The sequence below is a fragment of the Erythrobacter sp. S259 genome, assembly GCF_057364965.1.
In genome coordinates, this window is record NZ_CP200286.1 from 2,921,978 (window position 1) to 2,946,931 (window position 24,954).

The window sequence follows — 24,954 nt, forward strand, 5'->3', positions numbered from 1 at the left end:
GTAAAAGTTATAAGTTGCATAAATAGGTTTTCGAAACAGAACCTAATCTAGGGAGAGAGATTTATGCGTTCCTTTACTTCGCTTCGTGCGTTGGCACTTTTGGGTGCCGGCATGGTTTTGGCCCCCGCGGCTGCTTCTGCTCAAGACGCTGATGTGACCACTGATGACAGTGCCGCGGCCTCGCAGGACGAGGGCAACACTATCCTCGTGACCGGTTCGCGTATTCGCCGTCAATCACAGGCCGACCTTGCATCCCCGCTTGCAACACTTGGCAGTGAGGCCATTTCGGATATTGGCGCGCAAAATATCGGTGAGATCACACAGACCCTGACCATCAACTCGGGCGCACAAAACAATCCCGACGCCTTCACACAAGGCGGCACCACCGGCACCTCGAACATCAACCTTCGAGGGCTCGGCGTTGCATCGACCTTGATCCTCCTGAACGGTAAGCGTCAGACGCTCTCAGCGGCGCCCACCAATGACGGTATCAACTTCGTCGACACCTCTTCCCTTGTTCCATTGATCGCGGTTGAGCGTGTGGAGATTCTCAAAGACGGTGCCTCGTCGCTCTATGGTTCAGACGCGGTCGCAGGTGTTGTGAATTTCATCACCCGCGAAAACTATGAGGGCTTTACCATATCAGGCGAATTCACTGATCATTTCAGTGAGGGCAATTACTCAGAGTATAATGTCCAAGCTCTTGGCGGCATCAATATCGGCGACCTCAACCTGATGGCGGCGGTAAGCTATGTAGACCGGAGCGCGCTTACCACCAGTGAGCGCCGTTTGTCCCAGCCTATTGATGACACCTCATCGCTTGGTAATCCCGGTGCCTTCTTCGGCGTCCCCGGTTTCCCAGCAAGCGCACCAGTGATTGATCCGGGATGCGCGCAAGCGGGCGGCTTCCCCGGGTACTTTCCGCGACGCCGGCGGGCGTGCCAGACGTTGGTTTCTGTGGTTTTGACTTCGGCACGTTCTTCAATCTCGTGCCAGAAGAAGAGCGTCTGACAATCTTCGCCTCGGCTGATCTCGATATCTCCAGCGCGGTCCGCTGGAGCGCTGAAGTCGGCTATGCCGATAACTCGGCTCTGCGCGGCAACTCGCCAACCTTCCCATTCTTGCAGCTGGGTCAGGCCGTGGTGCCAGAGTTCAACCCGGACAACCCGTTTGGGGCCAATGTGGTCTTTTTCGGCCGGGCAAGCGGCAACGGCGGCGAAGTCTCGCCAGCTCCGTTCAGCTCAGAAACTTTCCGTTTCTCGACCACCCTCGAAGGCGACTTTGACGGCTTCCTTCAAAACGGTCTTTGGAACATCAGCGCGACCTATGCTGAGAACGATTTCGAAAACCAAACCGAGGACACCGTGCGCGACCGATTTGCCTGCGCACTTCGCGGGTTCAATGCCGTGCCTGCGTTTAACGCAGCGACCGGTCTTGATTGTACCGCGTCCAACCCGTTCCTCACGGCGAATGGTGCGACAATCCCGGCGGACGGGACATTCTTCAACCCGTTCTCCTCGGCTCTGCTTGGCGATCCGGGTGATAACGCGGCGCTGCTTGAATATATCGTAGAACCGCTGGTCTCGACCCGCGACTCTGAGCTGTTTGTGGTCGAAGGCTTTGTTTCAGGTGAGCTGTTCGAACTGCCTGCAGGTCCCGTGGGTGTAGCCCTTGGAGCGCAATATCGTGAGCAGCAGATCTCTGCATCGTTCGATGATATCGCGGTCAATGATGGCTTTGCCTTCCTTATCGGTGAACAACCCTTCGCAGGGACGCAGGACGTTTACGCGATCTTCGGTGAAGCCAACGTGCCGCTCACCGAATGGGCAGAGGTACAGCTTGCGCTTCGTTTTGAAGACTACGGCGCAGACGGCGGCGACACGCTCGATCCAAAAATCGCGCTGCTGCTTCGTCCAACCGACACGTTGTCGCTTCGCGGGTCGTTCTCGACCTCGTTCCGCGCGCCTTCGACGTTCCAATTGCAAGGCCAGTCAACCACGCTGCAACAGGTCTCTGACCCGAACAATGGCGGCGCCAATGCCTTTGTCGCGGTGCGCGCTTTGGGCAACGCTGCTCTGACGCCGGAAACCTCGACTGCCTATAACCTCGGCTTCACGTTTGAGCCGGTGCCAGGTCTCGAGCTGAGCGCAGACTATTACAACTTTGAATTCGATGATGCGATTGTGCAAACCGCGCCTCAGTCGATTGTGGACGCAGACCCTGACGGTCCATCAATCATCCGTAGCCCTGCTGGTACGATCATTCAGGTCAACAACTCATTCGTGAATGCAGCCAGCGTGGAGACATCAGGAATCGATTTCTCGGTGCGCTATATCATTGATGCAAGCTTCGGCACGATCACGCCGAGCTTTGAAGGCAATTACGTGTTTTCCTATGACCTTCAAACGACCGCTGGTGGTCCTGAGATTGATGGCGCGGGCAACCGCAACTTCACAAACTTTGGGTCTCCAACCCCGGAGCTGCGCTTTAACGCAGGGCTCCAGTTTGAAACTGGCCCACACGCCCTCAACCTCTTTGGCCGTTTCATCGACAGCTACAGCGATGATCAGAACGGCGGCGTGACCATCGAAAGCGACTTCCGCGTGGATGCGCAATATTCGGTCGATATCGCTGACTATCTTGAGGTGGATAACCAACTGACGCTGACAGTTGGCGCGCGTAACCTGTTCGGTGTGACAGCGCCGACCGTTGCGACCAATGGCGGCTTTGATAGCCGGGTCCACGACCCGCGCGGTACATTGTTCACTATCGGCGTTGTGGCTGGCTTTTAAGCTCGCTGACAATTGGACGACAAACAGGGGGCGCTTCCTTCGGGGCGCCCCTTTTTTGTGAGCTTAATCGGCGAGGAGAAGTAGGACGATCTGCTTTTCGTCAAAGCCGACGAAGCCCCATTCGCTTGTCCCGCCAGCGATAGGGTTCCACAGGCCATTATATCGGTTTGATACAAGTGAGTGGTTAGCTGGATCGAACAGGTCCAAGAACTCTTCTGCACATTCCTGCGCTGTGTCTTTGCTCAGCCATAGCCTGCTGGGGTTGGCGAGGTTAGCGGTGAGGGCTTTGACGAGTTCCCCCTTGCCCGAACGCTTATCCCCCTCAGCCGCCCCCGCATCGAGCAGCTCCCAATTAAAACCAATCGTCTTTAGGCCAAGTGTTTGCACAAATTGGTCTGCAACCTTGCAATGGTTGCCGCCTGCATCGCTGCGCGGGCCATATGCGAATTTCACCATTGCCCCGTTTTCGAGCACCGGCTGCCAGCGCTCAATGAAAGCCTGCGGGCCTTCGCTCATCCGCGGCCGCCGAACAATGCTGTGCCTACCCGAATATGGGACGCCCCCAGCTGAACTGCGGTTTCATAGTCGCCGCTCATGCCCATGGAGAGGCCTTCAACGCCGTTATCTTTTGCGAGTTTCGCCAAGAATGCGAAGAATGGCGCTGGCTCGATTTCAGAAGGCGGCAGACACATCAGGCCTGCGAGCGGAACATCCGCCTCGCGCACTTTATCAAGAAACGCGGGCAGATCAGCAATCGGGCACCCGCCCTTTTGCTCCTCATCGCCGATATTGACCTGTACGAAACATGGCACGCGCTTGCCGGACTTGGCCATCGCCTTGGCAAGCGCTTTCAATAGGCTTGGCCGGTCGAGTGAGTGGATGACGTCGAAAAGTTCTACTGCTTCCTCGGCTTTGTTCGATTGAAGCTGGCCGATGAGGTGCAATTCGACATCGGAATAGTGCTTGCGCAATTCTGGCCACTTGGCTTGCGCCTCCTGCACCCGGTTTTCACCAAAGGCGCGGTGGCCTGCATCCAGCAGAGGAGTGATACGTTCAGCCGGGTGCGTTTTGCTGACAGCGATCAGGTTCACGTCTTCGACCTTACGCCGCGACGGTTTGCACATTCGGGCGATGTTTTCGCGCACGGTCCCAAGTTTATCAACTGCACTTTCCATGGGAGAGCCGCTATAGCGAGCTCGTGCAAAACTCAACTCTCCCGATGCTCTGGCTGATTTCGGATGCGCGCAATGATGCGGTGCTGGAAGGGTCTTTGATGCGATTGCCGCGGGCAAGCGGGTTTATCTATCGCCACTATCATTTGAGCGACCCTGAGCGTTGGGAGCGGTTTCGCGCGATCCGCCGTGTGGCTAAGGCATGCGGCCATACGGTGATCTTATCCGACAGCGCTCTTACGGCAAAGGAATGGGGCGCGGATGGCATCTATGGCTCCCCGCGCTCGCTTTGGCCAAGGCGCCAAGGGCTGCTGCATCTTGCAACCGCCCATAACCATGCTGAGGTGGGGCTCGCGAACCGGTTGGGGGCCGATGCGGTGCTCCTTTCCCCCGTTTTCGCCACCCGTACCCACCCTGGCGGCGGAGTGCTTGGTCCGGTGCGTTTCCAGATGTTGGCGAAGCACTCGAGGGCACCAGTGATTGCGCTGGGCGGAATGACAAAGCCCCGCGCCCGGACCCTGCAATGGCAGCGATGGGCCGCAATTGATGGGCTGAGTTAAACCGGCTTGAAAGGCTGCGAGGGCGGCAAGAGCCTCATGTGCCCGCCTGCAGCACAGCGAGGAAAGCCACATGAGCGGATGCGAATGCCAACGCTGGAGACCCTCGAAATAACGCTCTTTCCTTGACCGGACCGGCGTGAGGATTCATGGTGTGTTCTCGTCAAACCCCGTGAAGAAGAGAGCGCCCCATGGCGACCCGAGCAGTGAGCACCCGTAAGCAGGCACAAGCAGACTGGCGCATAGGCCTTCGCAGATCCATCCGGCGCGCAGCCCAGATGACGGGTGCGGGCGTGCTGTTGGCAGGCATGGTGTTTTTGGCGCTTGCTTTGGCAAGCTATACCCAGACTGACCCGAGCCCTTCGACCGCGGCCGATCCGTCGCAGGTCAGCAATTGGATGGGCAGCTGGGGCGCATGGGCCGCCGACCGCGTATTGTTTGCCTTTGGACTGACCGGTGTATTGCTCTTACCGCTTCTATACATCTCAGCGCGCAGATTGTGGCGCGCCGTGGAACTCGACACGCAAGAGGGCGAGCGCACCCGCTGGTGGCTTCCGGCCGGACTTTTGCTGGTGGCGATGGTGCTCTTGGGGACGGTGTTATCGCTGACCTTTGATACGAGCGCTGGCTCGCTTCCTGCGCAATTGGGAGGCGTATCCGGCCTGTTGGGTGCGACGGGCATCGAAGCGGTTGCCTCCCGGTTTGGAGAGGCGGCGTCAGGTTGGGTAACGCTTGTGGCCGCGCTGATGTGCCTTGCAGGTGGCACGGCATTGCTTACGCGCGTGTTCGCGATTGATTGGCGAATACTTTTGACGCTGCCCAATTTCGTGCGCAGCTCTTCGATTGGCAGCGCAATCACCGCCCGCCTGCCGTTCCTTAGAGACCAACAGCCCGCTCTCACATATGCGGGTGATGACGATGAAACCGCCGCGCCTGCAACAAAATCGCGCCGCACAGCCAAGCCCGATGCGCCGATCATGGAAGAGCCTGTCCAGCGCCGCTCGCCGGAGATCACCGATCCATCCGCACCGCCCAAGCGCGCCAATCCGGCGGCCAAGAAGAACCAGCGCGATATGTTCGCGACCTATAACTTGCCGAGCCTTGATCTGCTCGGTGACCCGCCAGAGGATAATGCGCCCAAGCTTGATAAGCTGGCATTGGAGCGCAATGCGCGATTGCTCGAAAACGTGCTCGACGATTTCAACGTCAAGGGCGAGATTACAGCTGTGCGCACCGGCCCTGTGGTCACTATGTATGAGCTTGAGCCTGCTCCTGGCATTAAGGCAAGCCGCGTTGTGGGCCTTGCCGAAGACATCGCTCGCAATATGAGCGCCATTTCCGCACGCGTCTCGCCCATTCCGGGCAAGACCGTGATGGGCATCGAACTGCCCAATAAGGACCGCCAGATGGTAGCCTTGAAGGAGCTTGCCGAATGCGCTGACTTTGTCGATCATAAGGGCGCGCTGCCAATCATTCTGGGCAAGGATATCGCCGGCGAGCCGATTGTTGCTGACCTTGCCGCGATGCCTCACTTGCTAGTCGCAGGGACGACGGGTTCGGGTAAATCGGTGGGCCTCAACTGTATTCTGATGTCGCTTCTCTACCGGTTCACACCGGACGAATGCCGTCTGATCCTGATTGATCCTAAGGTCTTGGAACTCAAAACCTACGACGACATCCCGCACCTTCTCTCCCCCGTGGTGACAGAGCCGCACAAATCGGTGCGGGCACTCAAATGGGCGGTTGAGGAGATGGAGCGCCGCTATCGGATGATGAGTTCAATCAACTCGAGGAACCTCTCCGGCTTTAACGAGAAAGTGCGCAGCGCGATTGCCAAGGGCAAACCGCTCGGCCGCCGTGTGCAAACGGGGTTTGATCCGGATACGGGCGAGCAGCTGTACGAAGAAGAACAGCTCGATTACGCGCCGCTGCCCCAGATTGTTCTGATCGTCGATGAACTTGCCGATTTGATGGTGACGGTGGGCAAAGAAATCGAGATCCTGATCCAGCGTCTCAGCCAAAAATCGCGGGCTGCCGGTATTCACCTCATCATGGCGACGCAGCGTCCGTCGGTTGATGTCATCACCGGCGTGATCAAAGCCAACTTGCCGACCCGGATCAGCTTTAAGGTCACCAGCCGCATCGACAGCCGCACCATTCTGGGTGAGCAGGGTTCTGAACAGCTGCTTGGCAAAGGCGATATGCTGTATAAGCCCAACACGGGCGCGACAGTGCGCGTGCATGGGCCTTTCGTTAGCGACGACGAGGTTGAGGCGGTCGCCGATTTCTGGCGCGAGCAGGGCGCCCCTGAATATGTCGATGCCGTCACCGAAGAACCCGAAGATGGCGGCGGTCTCAATTTCGAAGACGACATGACCGCGTCAGACAACCCCGAAGAGCGCAAATATCGCCAAGCCTGTCAGATCGTGATCGAGAACCAGAAAGCATCGGGATCATGGCTCCAGCGCCAGATGGGCGTGGGCTATAACACGGCGGCCAAATGGATTGAGCGCATGGAGAGCGAAGGCCTAGTGGGTCCAGCCAACCATGTCGGCCGGCGCGAGATTTTCCGAGACCAGGACGGCAATCCGATCTAAAGGGCTTTGAATATGCCCAATACCGTAACGTCCTTTGCCCTTAAAGCGTTTGCCGCTTGGGTCGCTGAAACGCCCCGAGATTGGCCCGATGAAGCGCTGCACACCGCACGCCGGTCGCTGATTGATACGGTCGCATGCATGGTGCCGGGCGCTGCTGATAGCGCTCCATCCAAGCTGTGGCCTGTGGTTCAAAGCTGGGGCAGCGGCGAGGCGAGGGCCACTGCGAAGGCGCAAACACTCTCTGCGCCAAACGCGGCTCTCTTTAACGGAACCTGCGCCCACGCGCTCGATTTCGACGACAATTTTGACCCCGCAAAGGCACATGCTTCGGCAGTGCTGATTCCTGCCCTGCTTGCGCTGGCCGATAGCGAAGATGCATCCATTGGCGATGTGCTCGATGGATACATCGTTGGCCTCCAGATTATGGGACTTGTGGGACAAGCGGTAAACCCGTTTCACCGTAGCCGGGGCTGGCACGCAACTGGCACTATGGGCGCTATAGGAGCGGCGGCTGGATGCGCGCGGATGCTGCGCCTTAACGCAGAGCAATCAGCCCACGCGATCTCGCTTTCGACCAGTCTTGCCGGCGGTTTTATGAGCCAGTTTGGCTCTGATACAAAACCGATCCACGCAGGGTTAGCGGCAAGCGGCGGCGTGCAAGCGGCGCTTATGGCACGAGGCGGGATCACCGCAGGGGCCGAAACGCTCGACGGGCCAACGGGTCTTCGCACGCTGATGGTTGGGCAGGATGTCGATGATCTCGCCACGAGCATGGAGGGCAAGGCGGAGCACGGCCAGACCATGCGTTTTGACGCCGATAATGTCGGCGCGCCGCTCCACATCACCGAGCACAGCCTCAAAATCAAACGCTTCCCTAATTGCGGGAGCCTCCACCGCGCGCTTGATGGATTGCTAGGTCTGATGGACGAGCACGGGATCACAGCTGATGCAGTTGAGAGCGTCCTGGTCCGTGCCCCCGCAGCGCACTTGCGCAATCTGATGCACGAAAACCCGCAAACCCCGGCAGAGGCGAAGTTCAGCCTTGAATATAGCCTTTCTGCTGCTCTGCATTCTGGCGAAGTAGGCCTTGGCGATTATGATCCCCAAGCGCTCCACCGGCCGCAAGTCCGCGCGTTGATGCCGCTTATCACCAAGGAATATGTCGAAAAGCTCGAGAGCGAGTTTCCCACCGAGGTCCGCATCTCGCTCAAAAACGGGCGCTTCGTTCAAACCGCGCTTAAGATGCCAGTGGGCAGCAAAGCGCACCCGATGAGCGACGCGCAATTGTGGCAAAAGCTCGAAACTTGCCTCGCTGCATCGCCGGGTTTTGAGGCGGCCCCTCTCATCAAACAGCTCACAGAGCTTGACCCGGCAAAGCCCGCCCGTCAATTGACCGCCACTCTTCAATCAGCAAACGCGCTTCAATCCTAACCGATAGGTTCGACCCATGGCCACCACGAGTAAAGTCACCGTCCTAGTCCTCGCTGCCAGCCGCGCAGGGCCTCAGGATGCGGTCGCAAAGCTCCAGAATGTGAGCCACAAGTGCCTCGTGGACATCGACGGTGAAGTCATGCTCCAGCGCGTTGTGCGCGAAATCGCTGAAAGCGCGCATGCAGGCGATATCTACGTTTCAATCGAGAGCGAGGAGCTGATGCGAGGCGTGCCTTACCTCAACGATATGATGGAGGCAGGCCGCCTCAAGTTCGTTGCTGCTGGAGAGAATCTGTTTGCCAGCATCGAGCACGCCGCTGCCACCATTCCGGGTGTCTACCCCCTCGTTGTCTCCACCGGCGACAACGCGCTCCACACCTCAGAGATGTTCGACCATTTCTGCGCGGAGACCCTGGCGAGCGGAGCAGAGGTAGCAGTGGCGATGACACGGGCGGAAACAATCCTCAAAGCATATCCAGACGGCAAACGCGCTTTTCATGAGCTTAAAGACGGCGGCTGGTCGAGTTGTAATCTCTACGCGGTCACTTCTGCCAACGCGATCAAAGCGGCCAAAGTCTTCGAGACAGGCGGGCAATTCGGCAAACAACCTCGCCGTATTCTCAAAGCATTCGGCCTTCGCTTTATGCTCATGTATAAATTCAGCCTCGCCACCATGGATGGCATGGCCGATTTTTTGGCGCGGCGTTGGGGTGTGAGTGTTCAGGTGGTGCGCATGCCATTTGCCGACGCGCCGATTGATGTTGATAACCCTGGTGATTTTACTCGGACCAATGATATTTTGAAGAGGCGCCGCGAAGTTGCTTAGTGGCGTCGCTTGCAAATAATTGACCAGAATTACTTCAACAGTACTTCTGCTTAAATATCCGGTAACTAATTGCCCTTTATAGCGCTGTGCATGCAAGGGGGGCATCTTATTTTCTATTTCACTGCAGTGAGTGCGGCCATGTTTCTTGGCGCTCCTTTGGGTCTTCCGCATGCAAATGCGCAAGTTGATGGGGCATCCTGTACCGCGCCCTCATGCTCAGGGCTTCTGCCTGCGTCCGGTTTCGAACGGTCCTTTGAAGGATGGACGCAGACCTTTGGCCTGGGCATGAGCGGCGTGATATTGGTGGCATTGCTCGTTGCCGGGGTCATTGCGCTAAGCGCTGTAAGCGTCACGCTGGCGCGGCGGAGCAGGACCTTTCGCAAACAGCGGGACGCAGCCTTGCATCAAGCAAAAGCACTTGAAGCTTCGGCGGAGCGTGACCCTCTTACCGGGCTGTTGAACAGGCGCATTGTGGAGGAACGCTTCGAAACCCTGCGAGGACAAGGGTTCGATACTGTTGCGTTGATCGACCTCGACAATTTCAAGGCCGTGAATGACCTTTATGGCCATCAGGTCGGAGACGAGGTCCTCGTCGCTTGCGGGGCTGCGCTTAAAGGCGGAGAACAGCGCGACTATTTGGCTATGAGGCTGGGCGGTGAGGAGTTCGTGATCCTCCTTCGCGGGGTTGATGCCTATTACCGCGCGGAAGCGTTGCGAAAGTCGCTCTCCTTACGCATCGCGCGCGCAGTGCCCTGTCTTGAAGAGCCTGTCACAGCGAGCATGGGGCTGATCGAATTGCCGAGCGCCAGCCACAAGGTTCTGAGCTTCTCAGCGCTTTACACGCGCGCTGACCAACTGCTCGACAATGCCAAATCGTCCGGACGCGATCGCACATGTTTTGAACGCCTGACGCTAATCAATGACGCTCCCCCCACGCGCGATCTTGAAAAGTCAGCCGCCTGAGCGACGAAAAGGCGCGAGAACCTCGGGCCGTACACGGGCTAAGCGCCCGCTTTCCCTATCGAGCATTGCCCAAGTGGTTTGCGCTGTCACGAGCAGCTTTCCGCCAGCGTCAGTAAACTCGACCATGCGGATGGACTTTGCGCCTTTTGGATCTCCGGAAATGTAGGTTGTGCCGTTCGCGCTTTCTCCTGCCGCAATATTGCCGCGGTAGTCGATTTCATGGCGGATCACGACCCAGAAGAATTGCTCTTGATGTGCAGGATCAGCCACCGCAGACCAATGCGCGGTGGCCATTTCCTGAACCCACGTTACCCAGACCGAATTGTTCACATGGCCAAGCTCATCAATGTGATGCGGCTCTGCTGTGAAGGTTTGGGTGAACTTATCCATGGTCCCCCTCACGCTGGCCGGAGGGGATGAGGGTTACTCACTCGCCATGCCCATCTGCCATAGAATAAAGGCGAACTCTTCAGCCGTTTCCTTCAAAGAGTTCCAGCGGCCCGACTGACCGCCGTGGCCTGCGCCCATATTGGTTTTGAGCAGTAGCAGATTGTCATCGGTTTTCACGTCGCGCAATTTGGCAACCCATTTGGCAGGCTCCCAATAGGTGACGCGCGGGTCGTTGAGGCCCGCTGTGACCAGCATCGGCGGATAGTCTTGTGCAGTGACTTGGTCATAGGGTGAGTAGGAGAGGATATAAGCGAAACTAGCCTTGCTAGTTATCGGATTGCCCCATTCCTGCCATTCACCCGGGGTCAGTGGCAGGTCCTTGTTGAGCATCGTATTCAGCACATCGACAAAGGGCACATGGCTGACGATGGCGCCATATTGCGACGGGTCTTGGTTGATGATTGCGCCCATCAACTCGCCGCCTGCTGAGCCGCCAGAGGCGGTGACCATGCCCTCGGCAGTATAGCCCTTGGCGATCAGCCCCCGGCCAGCATCGACGAAATCGTTGAAGGTATTGGTGCGCTCAAACATCTTGCCTTGCAGATACCAGCGCCGCCCGAGGTCATCGCCGCCTCTGATATGCGCAATCGCATAGGCAAAGCCGCGATCAACGAGGCTTAGCCGCGTGGTCGAGAAGCCGGGCGGCACGGCATAGCCGTAAGCGCCATAAGCATAGAGATGCAGCGGGCCGGGACCTTCGATGCCTGCCTTAGCGAGGATTTCCTCGCGGTCCTTGCGCATCACAATGCTGACCGGGACCATAGTGCCATCGCGCGCTTCGATCTCGACGCGTTCAGTGGTGTAGAGCAATGCGTTGTAGCCGCTCGGGATTTCCTGCGTTTTCAGCGTCGTGAGCGTTTTCGTCGCCACATCATAATCGAGAACTGTGTCAGGCGTCACCATACTCTCATAAGCGAGGCGCAGTACGGTTTGACCGTATTCCGGATTGTAAGCGAGGCCTGCGTCATAGCTTGCTTCGGGAAAGGCAATTGGCTCAATCTCGAGCGGCGCGTTGTAGCGGCGGATTTGCACCTGATCCAATCCGTTCAAACGCCCTTCGGTGACGAAAAAGCCTTCGAACAAGTCGAAATCGGTGAGGTAGAACTCGTTGGAGCCCGCGATGACGGTCTCCCACTCGCCAGGTGCGGCGATGTCGGCCTTTGCGAGGCGGAAATTGATGTGGTCGTCATTGGTCCACACCCACAGTTCACCATCACGGATATCGACGTTGTACTCGGTGCCTTTCTCGCGCGGTTTGACCAGCGTGAGACCAGCTGCCGGGGTAGCAGCCGGAACAAACCGCACTTCTGACGTTTCATTGTCACCGCTCGCGATGATCAGATAATCGTCCTGCGCGCTAAGACCTGCCCCGACACTAAAGCTTTGATCCTCTTCAAGGAAAAGCGTGATGTCGGTCTCGTTGGGGTTGCCAATGGTATGGAGCTTGATCTCGAGGCTGCGCCATTCCTCGGTCGAAGGGGTGTAGACAAGCGCGGTGTCATTCGCAGCCCAAGTCAAACCGCCGCGAAGCTCGGTAAGCTCATCGGCTAGCAGCGTGCCCGTCTCCAGATCTTTGATCCGTCCAGTGTAGCGCTCTGACCCATTGGTGTCGGTCGAATAGGCGAGATAGCGCCCGTTCTTGCTCACGCTGAGAGCGCCGAGACGGAAATATTCAAGGCCCTCGGCAAGCTCATTCTGGTCAAGGATCAGCTGCGGCTCAGCATCGTCGGGAGCGCCGACAGGTTTGCGATAGTGTTTGCGGTACTGCGAGCCCTCTTCGAACTCCGACCAATACATATAATCGCCATTGCGCTGAGGAACGGTGGAATCGTCCTCTTTGATCCGCGCGCGCATTTCGGTGAAGAGGGCCTCGGTTACTTCCTCTTGCCCCGCCATCTTCGCCTCGAAATAGGCGTTCTCCGCCTTCACATAATCGAGCACGTCCTCATCATCGATGGTCGGATAGGACTTGTCGTAGAGCCAGTCATAAGGATCGCTGATTGTGATCCCGTGATGGGAGTAGCTGTGCTCGCGCTTTTCAGCGATTGGCGGTGTGACTGACACGTTTGCGCGTTCCTCTTGTGTGTTGGCTGATGCGATATGGGCAGGCAGAACCGCCAAGGCCGCTGCGCATGTAAGGATGGTGATGCGTGATTGCGACACTGTGAGAATTCCCTTTTGCGAACGCTTGGGTGGAAAGGTGCTGAGTTGCAGCTTATCTCATGGTATCTAACGAGACACACGACACGCGCAAGCAAGGATCAAACATAATGCTGATGCAAACTCACGAAGCGCGCCTCAAGGCTCTGCGCGAGGAATTGAAACGCCGCGAGCTTGATGGTTTTGTCATTCCTATCAGTGACGAACATATGAGCGAATATGTGGGCGATTATGCGCAGCGGCTTAAGTGGCTCACCGGGTTTGGCGGGTCTGCCGGGTTTGCTGCCGTGACGCTCACCCATGCGGCGATCTTCGTGGACGGGCGCTACACTGTGCAAGTGCGCGATCAAGTAGACGGTAAGCTGTTTGAATATCGCAGTATTCCAAGCGAATCTTTGAGCGAATGGCTCGGCGATGTGTGTGAGGAAGGCGCGAAGGTCGCCTATGACCCTTGGCTCCACACATGGGGCTGGGTTGCCGCCCAAGAGAAAGCGCTGGAGCCCACAGGCGTGCGCATGGTGCCAGCCGACAGCAATCCGCTCGATGCCGTCTGGTCCGATCAACCTGCTCCATCCGATGCGATTGCGGTAATCCAGCCTGACGAGTTGACCGGGCGAGGCTCAGCCGACAAGCGTGCCGAAGTTGCCGATTATTTGTGCGATGAGGAGCTGGATGCAACCGTCATCACCGCGCTCGATTCGATTGCGTGGCTGCTCAATATTCGCGGCTCGGATGTTGACAACACGCCGGTCGCGCTGTCCTATGTGATCGCTCACAAGGACGGGACGGCGGAGCTGTTCATCGCGCCTGAAAAGGTGACGAGCGAGCTAACCCAGCATCTGGGCAATGCGGTCACAGTCCGGGATCGCTCTGAGTTCACATCTGCGCTGGGTGAATTCTCCGGCAAGCGAGTGAGCGTGGACCCCAATTACGGCGTGGTCGGCATTGCTCAGGCTCTTCGGGCAGGCGGGGCGAATTTTACCTTTCGCCAAGACCCAACAATCCTGCCCAAGGCGATCAAAAACCCGGTCGAGATAAAGGGACACCAAGACGCACAAGCCCGCGATGGTGCTGCGGTCGCACGCTTCCTGCGCTGGATGGAAGTCACCGCCCCCGGCGGCACTGTGGATGAACTCTCGGCTGCCGCCAAACTGGAAGGTTTCCGGCGCGAAGCGTGCACTTTGCGTGATCTCTCCTTCCCCTCGATTTCGGCAGCCGCCGGACATGCCGCGCTCCCCCATTATAAGGTCGATGGAGAAACCAATATCCCCGTGCCCCCCGGCTCGATCTATCTTGTCGATTCCGGCGGTCAGTATGAAGACGGCACCACCGACATCACTCGCACCATATGGATCGACACGCCCGAGGGTTCCGAGCCAACGAGCGAAATGCGCGACCGCTTCACCCGCGTTCTCAAAGGCCATATCCAGATTGATCGGGCGATCTTCCCGCAAGGCACCAATGGCGGCCAGATCGACGTTCTCGCGCGCCAGTACCTCTGGGAAGCAGGCGTCGACTATGCGCACGGCACAGGCCACGGTGTCGGCAGTTTCCTTTCGGTCCACGAAGGGCCACAGCGCATCGCAAAGCCCTCTGGAGGCCAGGCTGGCACGTCTCAAGAAATACACGCTGGTATGATTTTCTCCAACGAACCCGGCTATTACAAGCAGGACGCGTTTGGCATTCGGATTGAGAACCTTGTTCTGACAGTTGAGCGTGACATCGAGGGCGCGGAAGGCCGCTATCTTGGCTTTGAGTGCCTCACATGGGTGCCGCTGGACAGGCGTTTGATCGACACGAGCCTTCTTACGACAAGCGAGATCGCTTGGGTGGATGACTACCACGCCAAAACCCGCGCTCTTTTGGCTCCGCAGCTTGAAAGCGAAGACTTGGCGTGGGTGGAGCGAGAGACAGCTGCACTTTAGAATTGGGCTCGCGGGCGGCCCGGGCCGTTGCATGAGTGTACATGTTCCTTTAATGTTCTCACTATCTCGAGTCGCGATGGAGGCGCTCGGCAAAAGGGAGAACGATCATGATCGGCTATGTAACGCTTGGCACCAATGACTTGGGCAAGGCCTCGGCATTCTACGACGAAGTGGCCAAAGCCATGGGTTATGGCCGCATGATGGAAGAGGGCGAATTTATCGCTTGGGGCAATTTTGAAGACGGAACCGCTGGCATTGCGGCGACCAAACCCTTCGACGGAGATGCGGCGAGTGTCGGCAATGGCACTATGGTTGCCCTGCAAGTCGACAGCCCTGACAAAGTCAAAGCGGTCTATGATGTCGCCATGGCCAATGGCGCAAGCGATGAAGGCGAGCCGGGTCCGCGCGGTGAAGATGGTTTTTACGCAGGCTATTTCCGCGATCTGGATGGAAATAAGCTCAATGTCTTCTGCATGACGCCGCCTTCTTCATCAGAGCCGCAATCGTGAGCGCGCCCAAACTCAGCGACACTTTCCTCCACCTGGGGTGCGGGGCAACCGCCGTTCCCCAGCCTCCGTTCGATGGAATGGAATGGTACGCAGGATATGGAGCACGCCACGGGAATGATGGTGCAGAAGGCAGGCTCGTTTCTCAGCATACTTTTACCGAAGGATGGGACAGCTGGGAAATGCATCCCAAAGGCGAGGAAGTCGTCGTTTGCACTGCAGGCGCGATGGTTCTCACACAGGAATTTCCCGACGGCTCGCAAAAGACCACTGCGCTTGAGGCTGGCGAATTTGCCATCAACCCGCGCGGGGTTTGGCATATCGCTGATGTCGAAGAGAGCGCGACAGCAATTTTCATAACAGCAGGCGAAGGCACAGAGCACCGCCCGAGATAGCCCCGGTGAGCCTCCCATCTTTCGGCTTTCTGAACGCGGCTGCCTTATTGATACAAACCGCGACACTTTGCCCGTGATCCGGCATACTCCTGCGACACTGGGCCTCTAGAAAGGTATCTGTGAGTTGCGGTGAGGAGCAAACAACTGGCTCCGGCCCTTTTGAACCCCGATCACCCGTTTGGGTGCAAACAAAAGGGACCGGTCAGCGGTTTAGTCTCACTGGGCACCCAGAGCCTGCAAAAGGTTTGGGTATTGTGGGATGCCTCGCCGCAGCTTCGTAGTGAAGTGAACAGTAAACCCCTAGAAAGGAGCGTATAATGCGCAAACTAACCCTCTCACTGACAGCCGCTGCCCTCGTCATGGGCGGTGCAGGCCTCGCATACGCCCAAAAGGGCGACCGCATGGCGCGCGCTGATACCAATGGCGATGGCGAAATCTCAATCGCCGAGGCGAAGGCGCAAGGCGACAAGCGATTTGCCCGCATGGACGCCAATGGTGACGGTCAGCTTACAATGGAAGATCGCGGCGCTCGCGCTGAGGCCCGCTTTGCCAAGGCTGATGCCAATGGCGACGGCGAAGTGACCCCGGCGGAATTGTCTGCCGTTCGCGAAGAACGCGCTGCTGAGCGCCAGGCACGCATGTTTGAACGTCTTGATACAGACGGCAGCGGCGGTCTGTCGCAAGCTGAAATGACGGCAGGCCGCGAGGCACGTGCCGAGCGCCGAGGAGGTCGCGGCGGTGACCGCGCGATGCGGATGATCGAGCGGGCAGACACCAATGGCGATTCTGCCGTAAGTAAAGCGGAATTCGATGCCGCCATTGAGCAGCGCTTTGCCCGCGCCGACACCGATGGCTCAGGCATAATCACCGCTGCCGAGCGCGAAGCCGCCAAAGCCAAGCGGCAGGAGCGCCGTCAGGAGCACCGTCAGGAGCGCAGGGGCCAGCGCGGCACCCGGTAAGTCCCCTCGAACAGGTTGGCACCCGCGAGAATTGCTTACCCCTCCTTGGTCCCTCTCGCGGTTGCCAACTATTCGGCCCGGTGATGCAAGCACTCCCCAAAGGCTTGCACACCGGGCCGACACATTTCATGAATGATACCGCCTATGACCCAAGACGCGCCCATAATTCTGCTTGTCGATGACGAGGCCACCTTGCGTGAGCCCTTGGCGGAATATCTCTCAGGTCAAGGCTTTTCAGTGGTCGAGGCGCACAGCGCTTCTGCCGCGCGCTCAGAGCTGACAGCGATGCGGCCCGATCTTGTGCTGCTCGACGTAATGATGCCGGGCGAGGACGGGCTTTCGCTGTGCCGCCATTTGGTCGAGACACAGGGCCTTCCCGTGATCTTTCTCACCGCTAAGGCTGAGGCGATGGACCGAATTCTTGGGCTTGAGCTTGGCGCGGATGATTATGTGGTGAAACCCTTTGAACCGCGCGAGCTGGTTGCGCGTATTCGCACAGTGCTGCGCCGGGTGGATCGCTCGGCCGCACCGCAGGCCGAAATGGAGGATTGGCACTACAGTTTTGATGGTTGGCGGCTTGATCCGCTGAAACGCAAGCTTACCGATCCTGAAGGTGTCACTGTTCCCATCTCGACCGCAGAATTTCGCCTTTTGAGAGCCTTTCTTGACGCCCCGCGCCAGGTGATGGACCGCGATCTGCTGCTTGACATCGTGCAGGGACGAACCGCCAATCTTTTCGACCGCGCTGTCGACAATCAAGTGAGCCGCCTGCGCCGCAAAATTGAGGCAGATACGAGCTCACCGCAATTGATTTTAACGGTCCGCGGCGGCGGCTATCGTTTTGCTGCAAGTGTCAAACGCATTCCGCCGGGGACTGAGCTTTCGTGAAGCGTTTTTTGCCCTCGAGCTTGCTGGGTCAGGTCATGGTGAGCGTCGCGCTTGCCCTCCTAATCTCGCAAGGTATCTCGGTGACACTGCTCTTTCGGGCAGGCGAGGACCGACGCGAGAATGCGGCAGTCACAACCGCTGCATTCCGCCTCATTAATGGCGCAGAGCGTGCAGAACGCACAGAGCGTTTAGGGCGCGGGGACGGTCAGCAGGCAAACCTGGCCGAGAGGCAGCGTCTTCAAGAACAGCGCCGCCGATTGCGCGAGGCGGGCGGCTTGGCGGCAGAGCAAGCCGGGCGTGGCCGCCTGCCGCCGCGGCTTCGCTATATGATGACGCCGCGCGAACCTTTGGCGGCTCAGAACTTTCCACTCCGCCCGGATTTAGCCGAAAGGCTCGGCGAGGTTCTTGAAGGTGAGGGGGTCACTCCTACTGCGCTTTCGGTCACCGTAATTCGTGCTGGCGATGATCCATTGCTTCGGCGCGTTGCAGCGCGCCGCCCAAGATTGGCGGCAAACCGTCAGTGGCAGGACCGCGATCTGGTCGTGGCAACCATTCAACGAGCCCCAGACAGCCAGTGGGAGACGGTAAGGCTCTTTGCGCCGAGGCGTCCTCAAGGCGGGCTTGGCCTAGTCGTTCTTCAGACGCTGGTGACCTTTGGATTTCTCATTGTCATTCTATTCTTTGTTATCCGCAGGATCACACGGCCTTTGGCAGCACTCACAGCGCGCGTGGCAGATTTTTCGCGCGACCCTGATCAAGTGGTGGAGCTTGAGGAAACGGGGCCCGATGACACCCGCCGCCTTATCGCTGCTCACAACGCGATGGAGGCTCGCATTGCCGCTCTGCTTGACGAGAAAGACGTGATGCTGGGCGCGATTGGCCATGACCTCAAAACGCCGCTTGCCGCGCTTCGCGTTCGCACTGAGAGCGTTGCCGACAATGAACAGCGCGCCAAGATGGCGGCCTCGATCGAGGATATTTCTGCGACGCTCGACGATATTCTTATGCTGGCCCGGATGGGCCGAAAAGACACTCTTGAGACCGAGGCTGCGGATTTGGGCGCTCTTGTCATAGGCGTGGTCGAAGAATTTGAGGATCTGGGCGAGCCTGTGACGATGAATGATCCGCAGAGGCTGGTCGCCGAGGTTCAGGTTACATGGGTAAAGCGGGCGCTGCGCAATCTCACGTCCAATGCAGTTCGCTATGGCGGGTCGGCTCAGATATCCATGGTGCGCAGCCAGACCCATGCCATTTTGCGCGTCGAAGACAATGGCCCCGGCATTCCTCAGGAGGCCTTGGGGCAGATGATGGAGCCTTTCACCAGAGGCGAGGTCTCGCGCAACCGGGCGACCGGAGGGACAGGTCTCGGTCTGACACTTGCGCGGGCTATCGCTGAGGCTCATGGGGGATCATTGGTAATCGAGAACCGTAACGAAGGCGGCCTTCGCGCCGAAATACGTCTACCACTCTAATTTTGCGAACACTGCCTAGGAGACTCATGAATGAGCGTTACACTGTTTGGCGCGCCCCCTTCGCTTTTCTCAGGAAAAGCGCGCAGCTATCTCGATTGGAAGGGGATCGATTATACCGAGAAACTCCCGAGCGATCCCGCCTTTGTCTCCAAGATAGTCCCCGCTATTGGTAGGCCAGTGATCCCGGTTGTCGAGCTCAGCGACGGCACACTTGTTCAAGACACGACCGTTATCATCGACCATTTTGAGGCCCAATCAACTGGCCCCTCAGTCTATCCCGCAAGCCCGCGTCAACGATTGGTCGCGCTCCTGCTTGAGTGTTTTGGAGATGAGTGGCTGGTTATTCCTGCCATGCATTATCGCTGGCACTATAATGAGGAATGGATCTACTCAGAATTCGGCAAAACGGCGCTGCCTGATGGGAGCCTGGCTGAGCAATATGAGGCAGGCAAGAAACGTGGGAGCATGTTCAAAGGCTTTGTGCCTATGCTCGGCATCAATGAGACGACGATCCCTGCTGTCGAGGCCTCCTACGAGGCGCTGCTGCATGACCTGGACCAGCATTTTGCCGCTCACGATTTTCTCTTCGGATCGCGGCCAAGTATTGGCGACTATGGCCTGATTGGCCCGCTTTACGCGCATAATTACCGTGATCCCAAAAGCGGTGAGATAATGAAACGGCTCGCGCCCAATGTGGCGCGCTGGGTTGAGCGGATGATTGCACCTGATGTTTTGTCCGGTGACTTTCTGCCGGGTGACGAAGTTCCAGAAACGCTCTTGCCCATTTTGCGCCGGATGATGACAGAGCAGCTTCCTTATCTTGCAAGGGTGGCGCAGCTTTTAGAGGCTTGGGCGTCCACCAATCCCAATACCGAAGTGCCGCGCGCTTTGGGTCTGGTCGATTTTTCGGTTGAAGGTGTGACAGGGCAGAGAGCCGCATTGCCCTTTAGCCTATGGATGTTTCAGCGTGCGCTTGATTACCTTGCAACGCTAACCGGCGGGGCGCGCGAGGAGGCAAAAGCTATACTGAAGGCATGTGGAGGCGAAGCGGTTCTGTCATTCGAGCTGCCCTGCCGGCTGAACTTTGAAGATTTTCGTCTATTCCACTCACCGCTCGGCAAGTAACTCCTGAGCCCGCTCAATCAGAGCCAACTCTCTTGGGTCAAACCCGCCTTCGTCCTCAGCGCTTTGACGCGGCGGCACCGCGGTGGTGAAATATGCGAGACCCTTGCCGCTTACCGGATCGAACCAGAGCCCTGAACGAAGGCCGTAAGCCTCGCCTGCATGACCATAGCGTTTGACGCCGTCCTTAAAGAGTGCGTCGGTGCAGGTCCGTCCGGGCGTTTCTAAAGCTTGCAAATGCAGGCCATAGCCGCAGAAAAACTCTTGGCCTTCGATCTGCGGATCAGCGGAGGCGAACATTGCTTTCAATGATCCTGACGACAGAAAACCGTCAGATTCTCGCACCAGCGCCTGTCCGATCTTGGCAAGGTCCACCATGCCGATGCGAACACCGCCCTGCGGGCTGAACACGCTGGCATTGGTGCCGGGCACATAGCTTTCCAGTGAACATTCCGTCCCGTCTGCGACCGGCACGGTGCAATTGGGCGGGAGGTCTGCGGGATCATCGCGCGCCACTTCGCCCGTGTCGCGGTAGAGGATGACGGCGCGCGCGGCCATATCGTTAGAGCAGCCGATCCAATTAACGCAGGCTTCAATGCCGAGCGGCTCAAACACGAGCCGGTTGAGCAGCGCATCATACCGCTCGCCGCTGGCCGCCTCGAGAACGCTGGCGACCACTGGTGAGCCGATATTGGCATATTCAAACGGGGCCTCTCCCGGCGCGGCATCGGCGTACCAGCTGTCTGGGTTTTCGAGTTGTTCTTGCAGGCTTTCACCAAGCGGTATCACATATCCGCCTGCGTCGCGAAGGCCCGAACGGTGCGAGAGGAGCTGCGCCAAAGTGACCGGTATTTCAGGAAATTCGGGTGAGCGAAGGGAGTACCCGAGATATTCAGACACATCGGTATTCAGATCAACCACGCCCTCTTCAGCAAGGCGCATGGTTGCAAGCCCCATGATGAGCTTTGAAATGCTGGCAATCCGCACTGGATCATTGGGAGCCACGCGGCGACCGGTTTCCCGGTCGGCTACTCCCTCGGTGACGAGAAGGTCGGCGGTCTCGCGGTCAAAAGCGACAACGACAGTGGCAGGCTCGGGCGTTTGCTCACCGGGGCTGCAGGACCCAAGCAAAACGCCGCAGCCAAGCGCAGATAACAGTCGTTTCAGCATGCCGGGGCTCTCTCCAATCAACGCATCAATCCGCCGATAAGATTGCGCACAAAACGTCCCGCAATCGGCCCTGCGAGATCGGTTGCAAGCGAGCCTGCGGCCGAAGTGATCCCAGAACGCATGGGGTTGGCGCGGGATTTCTTGCCAAGAACCGCAGCAGCGGCAGCGCCCGCGACACTGCCAGCGGCGACTTTGGCGCCTCGTGACATGGCTTTTTCCCAGATCGACTTGGATTTGCGCGAGCGCTTGGCGACTTCGGCCTCGCCTTTTTCCTCGACCTCCTTGGCGGTTTCCACCGCATCGGAGGCCTTTTGCGCGAGCACTTCTTCGGCGCTTTGACGGTCTACAATTTCGTCATATTTGCCGTCGAACGGGCTGATCGACTGGATGATCGCACGTTCTTTTTTGTGACAGGGCCAAGGCGCGAGCGCGGCGGATTGATAAGCGTGCGCTGTACAATTGTGGGCGCGCCTTCCTCGTCGAGCGTCGAGACAAGCGCTTCACCCACTTTAAGCTCAGTAATCGCCTCTTCCACATCGAGGTCGGGGTTGATCCGGAAGGTTTCCGCCGCCGCCTTGATCGCGCGTTGATCGCGTTTGGTGAAGGCGCGCAGAGCGTGCTGAACGCGGTTGCCCAATTGCCCTGCGACTTCCTCAGGGATGTCAATCGGGTTTTGGGTCACGAAATACACGCCCACACCTTTGGAGCGGATCAGGCGAACGACTTGCTCGATCTTGTCCTGAAGCGCTTTGGGAGCGTCATCGAAGAGCAAGTGCGCTTCATCAAAGAAGAACACGAGCGTGGGTTTTTCAGGGTCGCCCACTTCGGGAAGCGTCTCAAACAGTTCCGCCAAAAGCCACAGCAAAAAGGTCGCATAGAGCTTTGGCGAGCGCATCAATTGGTCTGCAGCGAGCACATTCACATAGCCGCGCCCATTTTCGTCCTTTTGCAGGAAGTCGTCGATCTCAAGCGCGGGTTCGCCAAAGAAATGGTCTGCGCCTTGCGATTCAAATGAGAGCAATTGCCGCTGGATCGCGCCCACCGATTGCTTGGAGACATTGCCGTATCCAGCACCAGACAGCTCCTTTGCGTTCTCATTCGCCCATTGGAGAAGGGACTGGAGATCGCCAAAATCCAAGAGCAGAAGGCCATTGTCGTCGGCATAGCGGAAGACGATTTGAAGAACGCCTTCCTGAGTGTCGTTAAGGTCAAGCAAGCGCGCCAAAAGCAGCGGGCCCATTTCTGTGATGGTGGTGCGGATCGGGTGGCCTTGTTCGCCGTAAAGATCCCAAAAGATCACCGGATTGTCGGAGTACTCATAGTCCTCCATGCCAAGCTCTTTGGCGCGGCCCTCAAGCTTGTCTGCGTGTTTGAACTTTGCCGAACCGGGCATGCCGATGCCGGACAAATCGCCTTTCACGTCAGCCACAAACACCGGGACACCGTCTGCTGAGAAGCTTTCAGCCAGCCCTTGGAGCGTCACCGTTTTACCAGTCCCGGTGGCGCCTGCGATCAATCCGTGGCGATTGGCCCGCGACAAAGCGAGGCTTTGATTTTCGCCATTGCCCCCAAGACCCAGAAATATATCGCTCATTGCTTACCCAATCCTTCGCCCAAATTCGTCTGTTTGCGTGTGCCGCTCACCGGTGGCTTGGTCAACCGTGCGGCACGCGATTTAGCCAAACCACCCTATCGACTTGAGGGTGCGAGGGCCTTAAAGCAAAAAAGATGGGTCAGGCTCCGAATAAAGAGTGCTTTATACTGCTGGACGACGCCCGCGAGGCAGGCGCGGCGGCGGATGCGCTTTTGTATTCGGCCCCGCGCGAGATTTTTGCAGCCTACCGCGCTGAAGAAGTGGCGCTGACCCTTGAAGCTGCGGACGCCGCGCGCGGCAATGGGGGCGAGCTTGCCGGGATAATTGCCTATGAGGCGGGCCTCGCTTTAGAGGGCAAACTTGCGCCTCTCGCCGATGCGAGAACCGGTGCGCATGGGCCGCTTGTATGGCTTGGGCTTTTCGATGAACCGGCACGGATTGCGGCGGGCGATGTACCAGCGTGGCTTGCCGCGAGGGCGCAAGGCGAGGCGCGGCTTGGCCCGCTGGAGCCGCAAGTGTCGCCCGCTGGATATGAGGCCGCGTTTGAGGCTTTGCGCGAAGCTATTCACGCAGGTGATGTCTATCAGGCCAACCTGACCTATCCGCTTGCCGGGTCTTACCGAGGCGATCCGGTGGCCCTCTATTCGCAGCTTAGGACTAGCGCGAATGCCGGTTACGGCGGGATGATCTTCGATGGCTCGCATTGGCTTTTGAGCTTTTCGCCTGAGCTGTTTGTCGCGCTCGGCGCAGAAGGCAGCGCCAAAGCCAAGCCTATGAAAGGCACGCGTCCGCGCGGGAGAGATCCGGAAACGGATGCAGCATTGGCTAAGGAGCTTAGCACTTCGGTCAAGGACAAGGCCGAAAATCTGATGATCGTCGACCTGATCCGCAATGACCTGTCGCGCGTTGCTGTGCCCGGAAGTGTGCAGGTCGATGCGCCTTTTGCGATTGAGAGCTATCCAACGGTCCATCAAATGGTCTCCAGCGTTCGCGCTCAATTGGCAGATGGTATGGGGGCAGCCGATCTGGTGCGTGCGATGTTCCCATGCGGCTCGATCACTGGCGCGCCCAAAATCCGTGCGATGGAGCTTATCCAAGAGACGGAACGCGACGCGCGCGGGGCCTATTGCGGTAGTATTGGGCGCATTGGCGCGGATGGCTCGGCGGCGTTCAACGTGGCGATCCGCACCTTGCGTCTAACCCCGATAGAGAACGGACAGGGCTCTGCTATTCTGGGTGTGGGCTCTGCGATTGTTGCCGATAGCGAGCCGCTTGCTGAACGCCGCGAATGCGAGGTGAAGGCCGGTTTTGCACGCGGGGCAGCTTCGGGCGGCGCTGACCTGATTGAGACCATGGTGTTCGATCCGGAGACAGGCATTGCCATGCTGGAATTGCATTTGGAGCGGATGAAGCGCAGCGCATCCGCGTTTGGCTTCGAATTCGACCGTCATGCGCTTCGCAACCAGATCCATGCTCTTGTGTTTGAGCTTTCCGAGCCTGCCAAAGTGCGCCTCCTCACCTCAAAAAGCGGTGCGAGCGTGATCGAGACGGGACCCATGCCAGAACCATTTGAGAGAGTAGTGCCGGTTGCGGCCCTGCCGAACCCGCTTGATCCATCCGATTGGCGGCTGCGCCACAAAACAAGCGACCGCGGGTTTTACGAGGATGCCTTGAAAGCGGCCAAGGCGCTTGGCGGCGCGGAAGCCATACTGGTGCGCGAAGATGGATTGGTGACTGAGGGCAGTTTCACCAATGTGTTTGTCGAGCGCGATGGCGTGCTTCTCACCCCGTCTCAATCGCTCGGCCTGCTGCCGGGTATCCTGCGCGAGTACCTTATCGAGAAGGGCAAGGCGCGCGAGGCCGAGTTGACGCTCGAGGACCTTAAAGACGGCTTTCAGCTTGGCAATGCAGTGCGCGGTCTCTTCGCTGCAAAGCTGGTCTAGGCAAACATTCTTCGACAATCCGCAGGCCAGGC

Annotated in this window: 20 protein-coding genes and 1 pseudogene; 15 read left to right on the top strand and 6 right to left on the bottom strand. The window is 58.2% G+C overall.

The features are described 5' to 3' along the window. Positions 1-63 precede the first annotated feature (63 nt). Both AC0V60_RS13955 and AC0V60_RS13960 read left to right on the top strand, forming a co-directional pair. Complete coding sequence (locus tag AC0V60_RS13955; RefSeq protein ID WP_486179040.1) at positions 64-1,011, top strand: TonB-dependent receptor plug domain-containing protein; 948 nt, start codon at positions 64-66, stop codon at positions 1,009-1,011. Next, complete coding sequence (locus tag AC0V60_RS13960; protein WP_486179041.1) at positions 939-2,792, top strand: TonB-dependent receptor domain-containing protein; 1,854 nt, start codon at positions 939-941, stop codon at positions 2,790-2,792. The genes AC0V60_RS13955 and AC0V60_RS13960 overlap by 73 nt, the downstream gene beginning before the upstream one ends. A gap of 63 nt (positions 2,793-2,855) precedes the next feature. Here the strand turns inward: AC0V60_RS13960 and AC0V60_RS13965 are convergent, their stop codons facing one another. Together AC0V60_RS13965 and AC0V60_RS13970 are read right to left on the bottom strand one after the other, a co-directional pair. Next, positions 2,856-3,308, bottom strand: coding sequence for a hypothetical protein (locus AC0V60_RS13965; RefSeq protein WP_486179042.1), 453 nt, complete (start codon positions 3,306-3,308; stop codon positions 2,856-2,858). Further along, positions 3,305-3,967 (bottom strand): YggS family pyridoxal phosphate-dependent enzyme, encoded by a 663-nt coding sequence (locus tag AC0V60_RS13970; protein ID WP_486179043.1) that lies wholly within the window; start codon positions 3,965-3,967, stop codon positions 3,305-3,307. The genes AC0V60_RS13965 and AC0V60_RS13970 overlap by 4 nt, the downstream gene beginning before the upstream one ends. A gap of 23 nt (positions 3,968-3,990) precedes the next feature. Here AC0V60_RS13970 and AC0V60_RS13975 point away from each other — a divergent pair, with 23 nt between their 5' ends. The 5 genes from AC0V60_RS13975 (at position 3,991) to AC0V60_RS13995 (ending at position 10,338) form a co-directional block, all read left to right on the top strand. Beyond that, on the top strand, positions 3,991-4,524 hold the full coding sequence (locus AC0V60_RS13975; protein ID WP_486179044.1) for a thiamine phosphate synthase: 534 nt from the start codon (positions 3,991-3,993) through the stop codon (positions 4,522-4,524). A gap of 188 nt (positions 4,525-4,712) precedes the next feature. Then, positions 4,713-7,118 carry an FtsK/SpoIIIE family DNA translocase gene (locus tag AC0V60_RS13980; RefSeq protein WP_486179045.1) on the top strand — a complete coding sequence of 802 codons (2,406 nt, stop codon included), beginning with the start codon at positions 4,713-4,715 and terminating at the stop codon, positions 7,116-7,118. A gap of 12 nt (positions 7,119-7,130) precedes the next feature. Continuing rightward, on the top strand, positions 7,131-8,549 hold the full coding sequence (locus AC0V60_RS13985) for an MmgE/PrpD family protein (protein WP_486179046.1): 1,419 nt from the start codon (positions 7,131-7,133) through the stop codon (positions 8,547-8,549). A 16-nt stretch (positions 8,550-8,565) separates the two neighbouring features. Next, entirely contained in the window at positions 8,566-9,375 is an 810-nt protein-coding gene (locus AC0V60_RS13990) for a nucleotidyltransferase family protein (RefSeq protein WP_486179047.1), read from the top strand. 138 nt (positions 9,376-9,513) lie between these two features. After that, complete coding sequence (locus AC0V60_RS13995; protein ID WP_486179048.1) at positions 9,514-10,338, top strand: GGDEF domain-containing protein; 825 nt, start codon at positions 9,514-9,516, stop codon at positions 10,336-10,338. Here the strand turns inward: AC0V60_RS13995 and AC0V60_RS14000 are convergent. Next, complete coding sequence (locus AC0V60_RS14000; protein ID WP_486179049.1) at positions 10,327-10,728, bottom strand: acyl-CoA thioesterase; 402 nt, start codon at positions 10,726-10,728, stop codon at positions 10,327-10,329. The genes AC0V60_RS13995 and AC0V60_RS14000 overlap by 12 nt on opposite strands. A 33-nt stretch (positions 10,729-10,761) precedes the next feature. Next, positions 10,762-12,951: a S9 family peptidase gene (locus tag AC0V60_RS14005; RefSeq protein ID WP_486179050.1), complete on the bottom strand. Its 2,190-nt coding sequence runs from the start codon at positions 12,949-12,951 to the stop codon at positions 10,762-10,764. Positions 12,952-13,058: 107 nt separating this feature from the next. Here AC0V60_RS14005 and AC0V60_RS14010 point away from each other — a divergent pair, with 107 nt between their 5' ends. The 7 genes from AC0V60_RS14010 (at position 13,059) to AC0V60_RS14040 (ending at position 20,218) form a co-directional block, all read left to right on the top strand. Continuing rightward, positions 13,059-14,873, top strand: a complete 1,815-nt coding sequence (locus AC0V60_RS14010) for an aminopeptidase P family protein (protein ID WP_486179051.1) — start codon at positions 13,059-13,061, stop codon at positions 14,871-14,873. 107 nt (positions 14,874-14,980) lie between these two features. Then, a complete protein-coding gene (locus tag AC0V60_RS14015; RefSeq protein WP_486179052.1) occupies positions 14,981-15,382 on the top strand; it encodes a VOC family protein in 402 nt (133 codons plus the stop codon). Next, complete coding sequence (locus AC0V60_RS14020) at positions 15,379-15,774, top strand: cupin domain-containing protein (RefSeq protein ID WP_486179053.1); 396 nt, start codon at positions 15,379-15,381, stop codon at positions 15,772-15,774. The genes AC0V60_RS14015 and AC0V60_RS14020 overlap by 4 nt, the downstream gene beginning before the upstream one ends. 317 nt (positions 15,775-16,091) lie before the next feature. Continuing rightward, a complete protein-coding gene (locus AC0V60_RS14025; RefSeq protein ID WP_486179054.1) occupies positions 16,092-16,733 on the top strand; it encodes an EF-hand domain-containing protein in 642 nt (213 codons plus the stop codon). Between the two features lie 144 nt (positions 16,734-16,877). After that, complete coding sequence (locus tag AC0V60_RS14030; protein WP_486179055.1) at positions 16,878-17,621, top strand: response regulator; 744 nt, start codon at positions 16,878-16,880, stop codon at positions 17,619-17,621. Further along, the gene (locus AC0V60_RS14035) at positions 17,618-19,093 is read left to right on the top strand and encodes an ATP-binding protein (protein ID WP_486179056.1); all 1,476 of its coding nucleotides are present in this window, start codon (positions 17,618-17,620) and stop codon (positions 19,091-19,093) included. The genes AC0V60_RS14030 and AC0V60_RS14035 overlap by 4 nt, the downstream gene beginning before the upstream one ends. Positions 19,094-19,123: 30 nt before the next feature. Next, positions 19,124-20,218 carry a glutathione S-transferase family protein gene (locus tag AC0V60_RS14040; RefSeq protein WP_486179057.1) on the top strand — a complete coding sequence of 365 codons (1,095 nt, stop codon included), beginning with the start codon at positions 19,124-19,126 and terminating at the stop codon, positions 20,216-20,218. Here the strand turns inward: AC0V60_RS14040 and AC0V60_RS14045 are convergent. Together AC0V60_RS14045 and AC0V60_RS14050 are read right to left on the bottom strand one after the other, a co-directional pair. Then, positions 20,201-21,385, bottom strand: coding sequence for a serine hydrolase domain-containing protein (locus AC0V60_RS14045; RefSeq protein ID WP_486179058.1), 1,185 nt, complete (start codon positions 21,383-21,385; stop codon positions 20,201-20,203). The two genes, AC0V60_RS14040 and AC0V60_RS14045, sit on opposite strands and share 18 nt — an antisense overlap. A 17-nt stretch (positions 21,386-21,402) precedes the next feature. Continuing rightward, positions 21,403-22,979, bottom strand: a pseudogene (locus AC0V60_RS14050) (helicase HerA-like domain-containing protein). Between the two features lie 134 nt (positions 22,980-23,113). Between AC0V60_RS14050 and pabB the strand changes: the two are divergent. Next, the gene (gene pabB / locus AC0V60_RS14055; protein WP_486179059.1) at positions 23,114-24,922 is read left to right on the top strand and encodes an aminodeoxychorismate synthase component I; all 1,809 of its coding nucleotides are present in this window, start codon (positions 23,114-23,116) and stop codon (positions 24,920-24,922) included. Positions 24,923-24,954 lie beyond the last annotated feature (32 nt).

Excerpts from the sequence above, each read along its gene's own strand:
- AC0V60_RS13990 (WP_486179047.1), top strand. The coding sequence starts at position 8,566 with ATGGCCACCACGAGTAAAGTCACCGTCCTAGTCCTCGCTGCCAGCCGC.
- pabB (WP_486179059.1), top strand. The coding sequence starts at position 23,114 with ATGGGTCAGGCTCCGAATAAAGAGTGCTTTATACTGCTGGACGACGCC.
- AC0V60_RS14030 (WP_486179055.1), top strand. The coding sequence starts at position 16,878 with ATGACCCAAGACGCGCCCATAATTCTGCTTGTCGATGACGAGGCCACC.
- AC0V60_RS13980 (WP_486179045.1), top strand. The coding sequence starts at position 4,713 with ATGGCGACCCGAGCAGTGAGCACCCGTAAGCAGGCACAAGCAGACTGG.
- AC0V60_RS14000 (WP_486179049.1), bottom strand. The coding sequence starts at position 10,728 with ATGGATAAGTTCACCCAAACCTTCACAGCAGAGCCGCATCACATTGAT.
- AC0V60_RS14010 (WP_486179051.1), top strand. The coding sequence starts at position 13,059 with ATGCTGATGCAAACTCACGAAGCGCGCCTCAAGGCTCTGCGCGAGGAA.
- AC0V60_RS14015 (WP_486179052.1), top strand. The coding sequence starts at position 14,981 with ATGATCGGCTATGTAACGCTTGGCACCAATGACTTGGGCAAGGCCTCG.
- AC0V60_RS13965 (WP_486179042.1), bottom strand. The coding sequence starts at position 3,308 with ATGAGCGAAGGCCCGCAGGCTTTCATTGAGCGCTGGCAGCCGGTGCTC.
- AC0V60_RS13995 (WP_486179048.1), top strand. The coding sequence starts at position 9,514 with ATGTTTCTTGGCGCTCCTTTGGGTCTTCCGCATGCAAATGCGCAAGTT.
- AC0V60_RS13955 (WP_486179040.1), top strand. The coding sequence starts at position 64 with ATGCGTTCCTTTACTTCGCTTCGTGCGTTGGCACTTTTGGGTGCCGGC.
- AC0V60_RS13970 (WP_486179043.1), bottom strand. The coding sequence starts at position 3,967 with ATGGAAAGTGCAGTTGATAAACTTGGGACCGTGCGCGAAAACATCGCC.
- AC0V60_RS13985 (WP_486179046.1), top strand. The coding sequence starts at position 7,131 with ATGCCCAATACCGTAACGTCCTTTGCCCTTAAAGCGTTTGCCGCTTGG.
- AC0V60_RS14040 (WP_486179057.1), top strand. The coding sequence starts at position 19,124 with ATGAGCGTTACACTGTTTGGCGCGCCCCCTTCGCTTTTCTCAGGAAAA.
- AC0V60_RS14025 (WP_486179054.1), top strand. The coding sequence starts at position 16,092 with ATGCGCAAACTAACCCTCTCACTGACAGCCGCTGCCCTCGTCATGGGC.
- AC0V60_RS14045 (WP_486179058.1), bottom strand. The coding sequence starts at position 21,385 with ATGCTGAAACGACTGTTATCTGCGCTTGGCTGCGGCGTTTTGCTTGGG.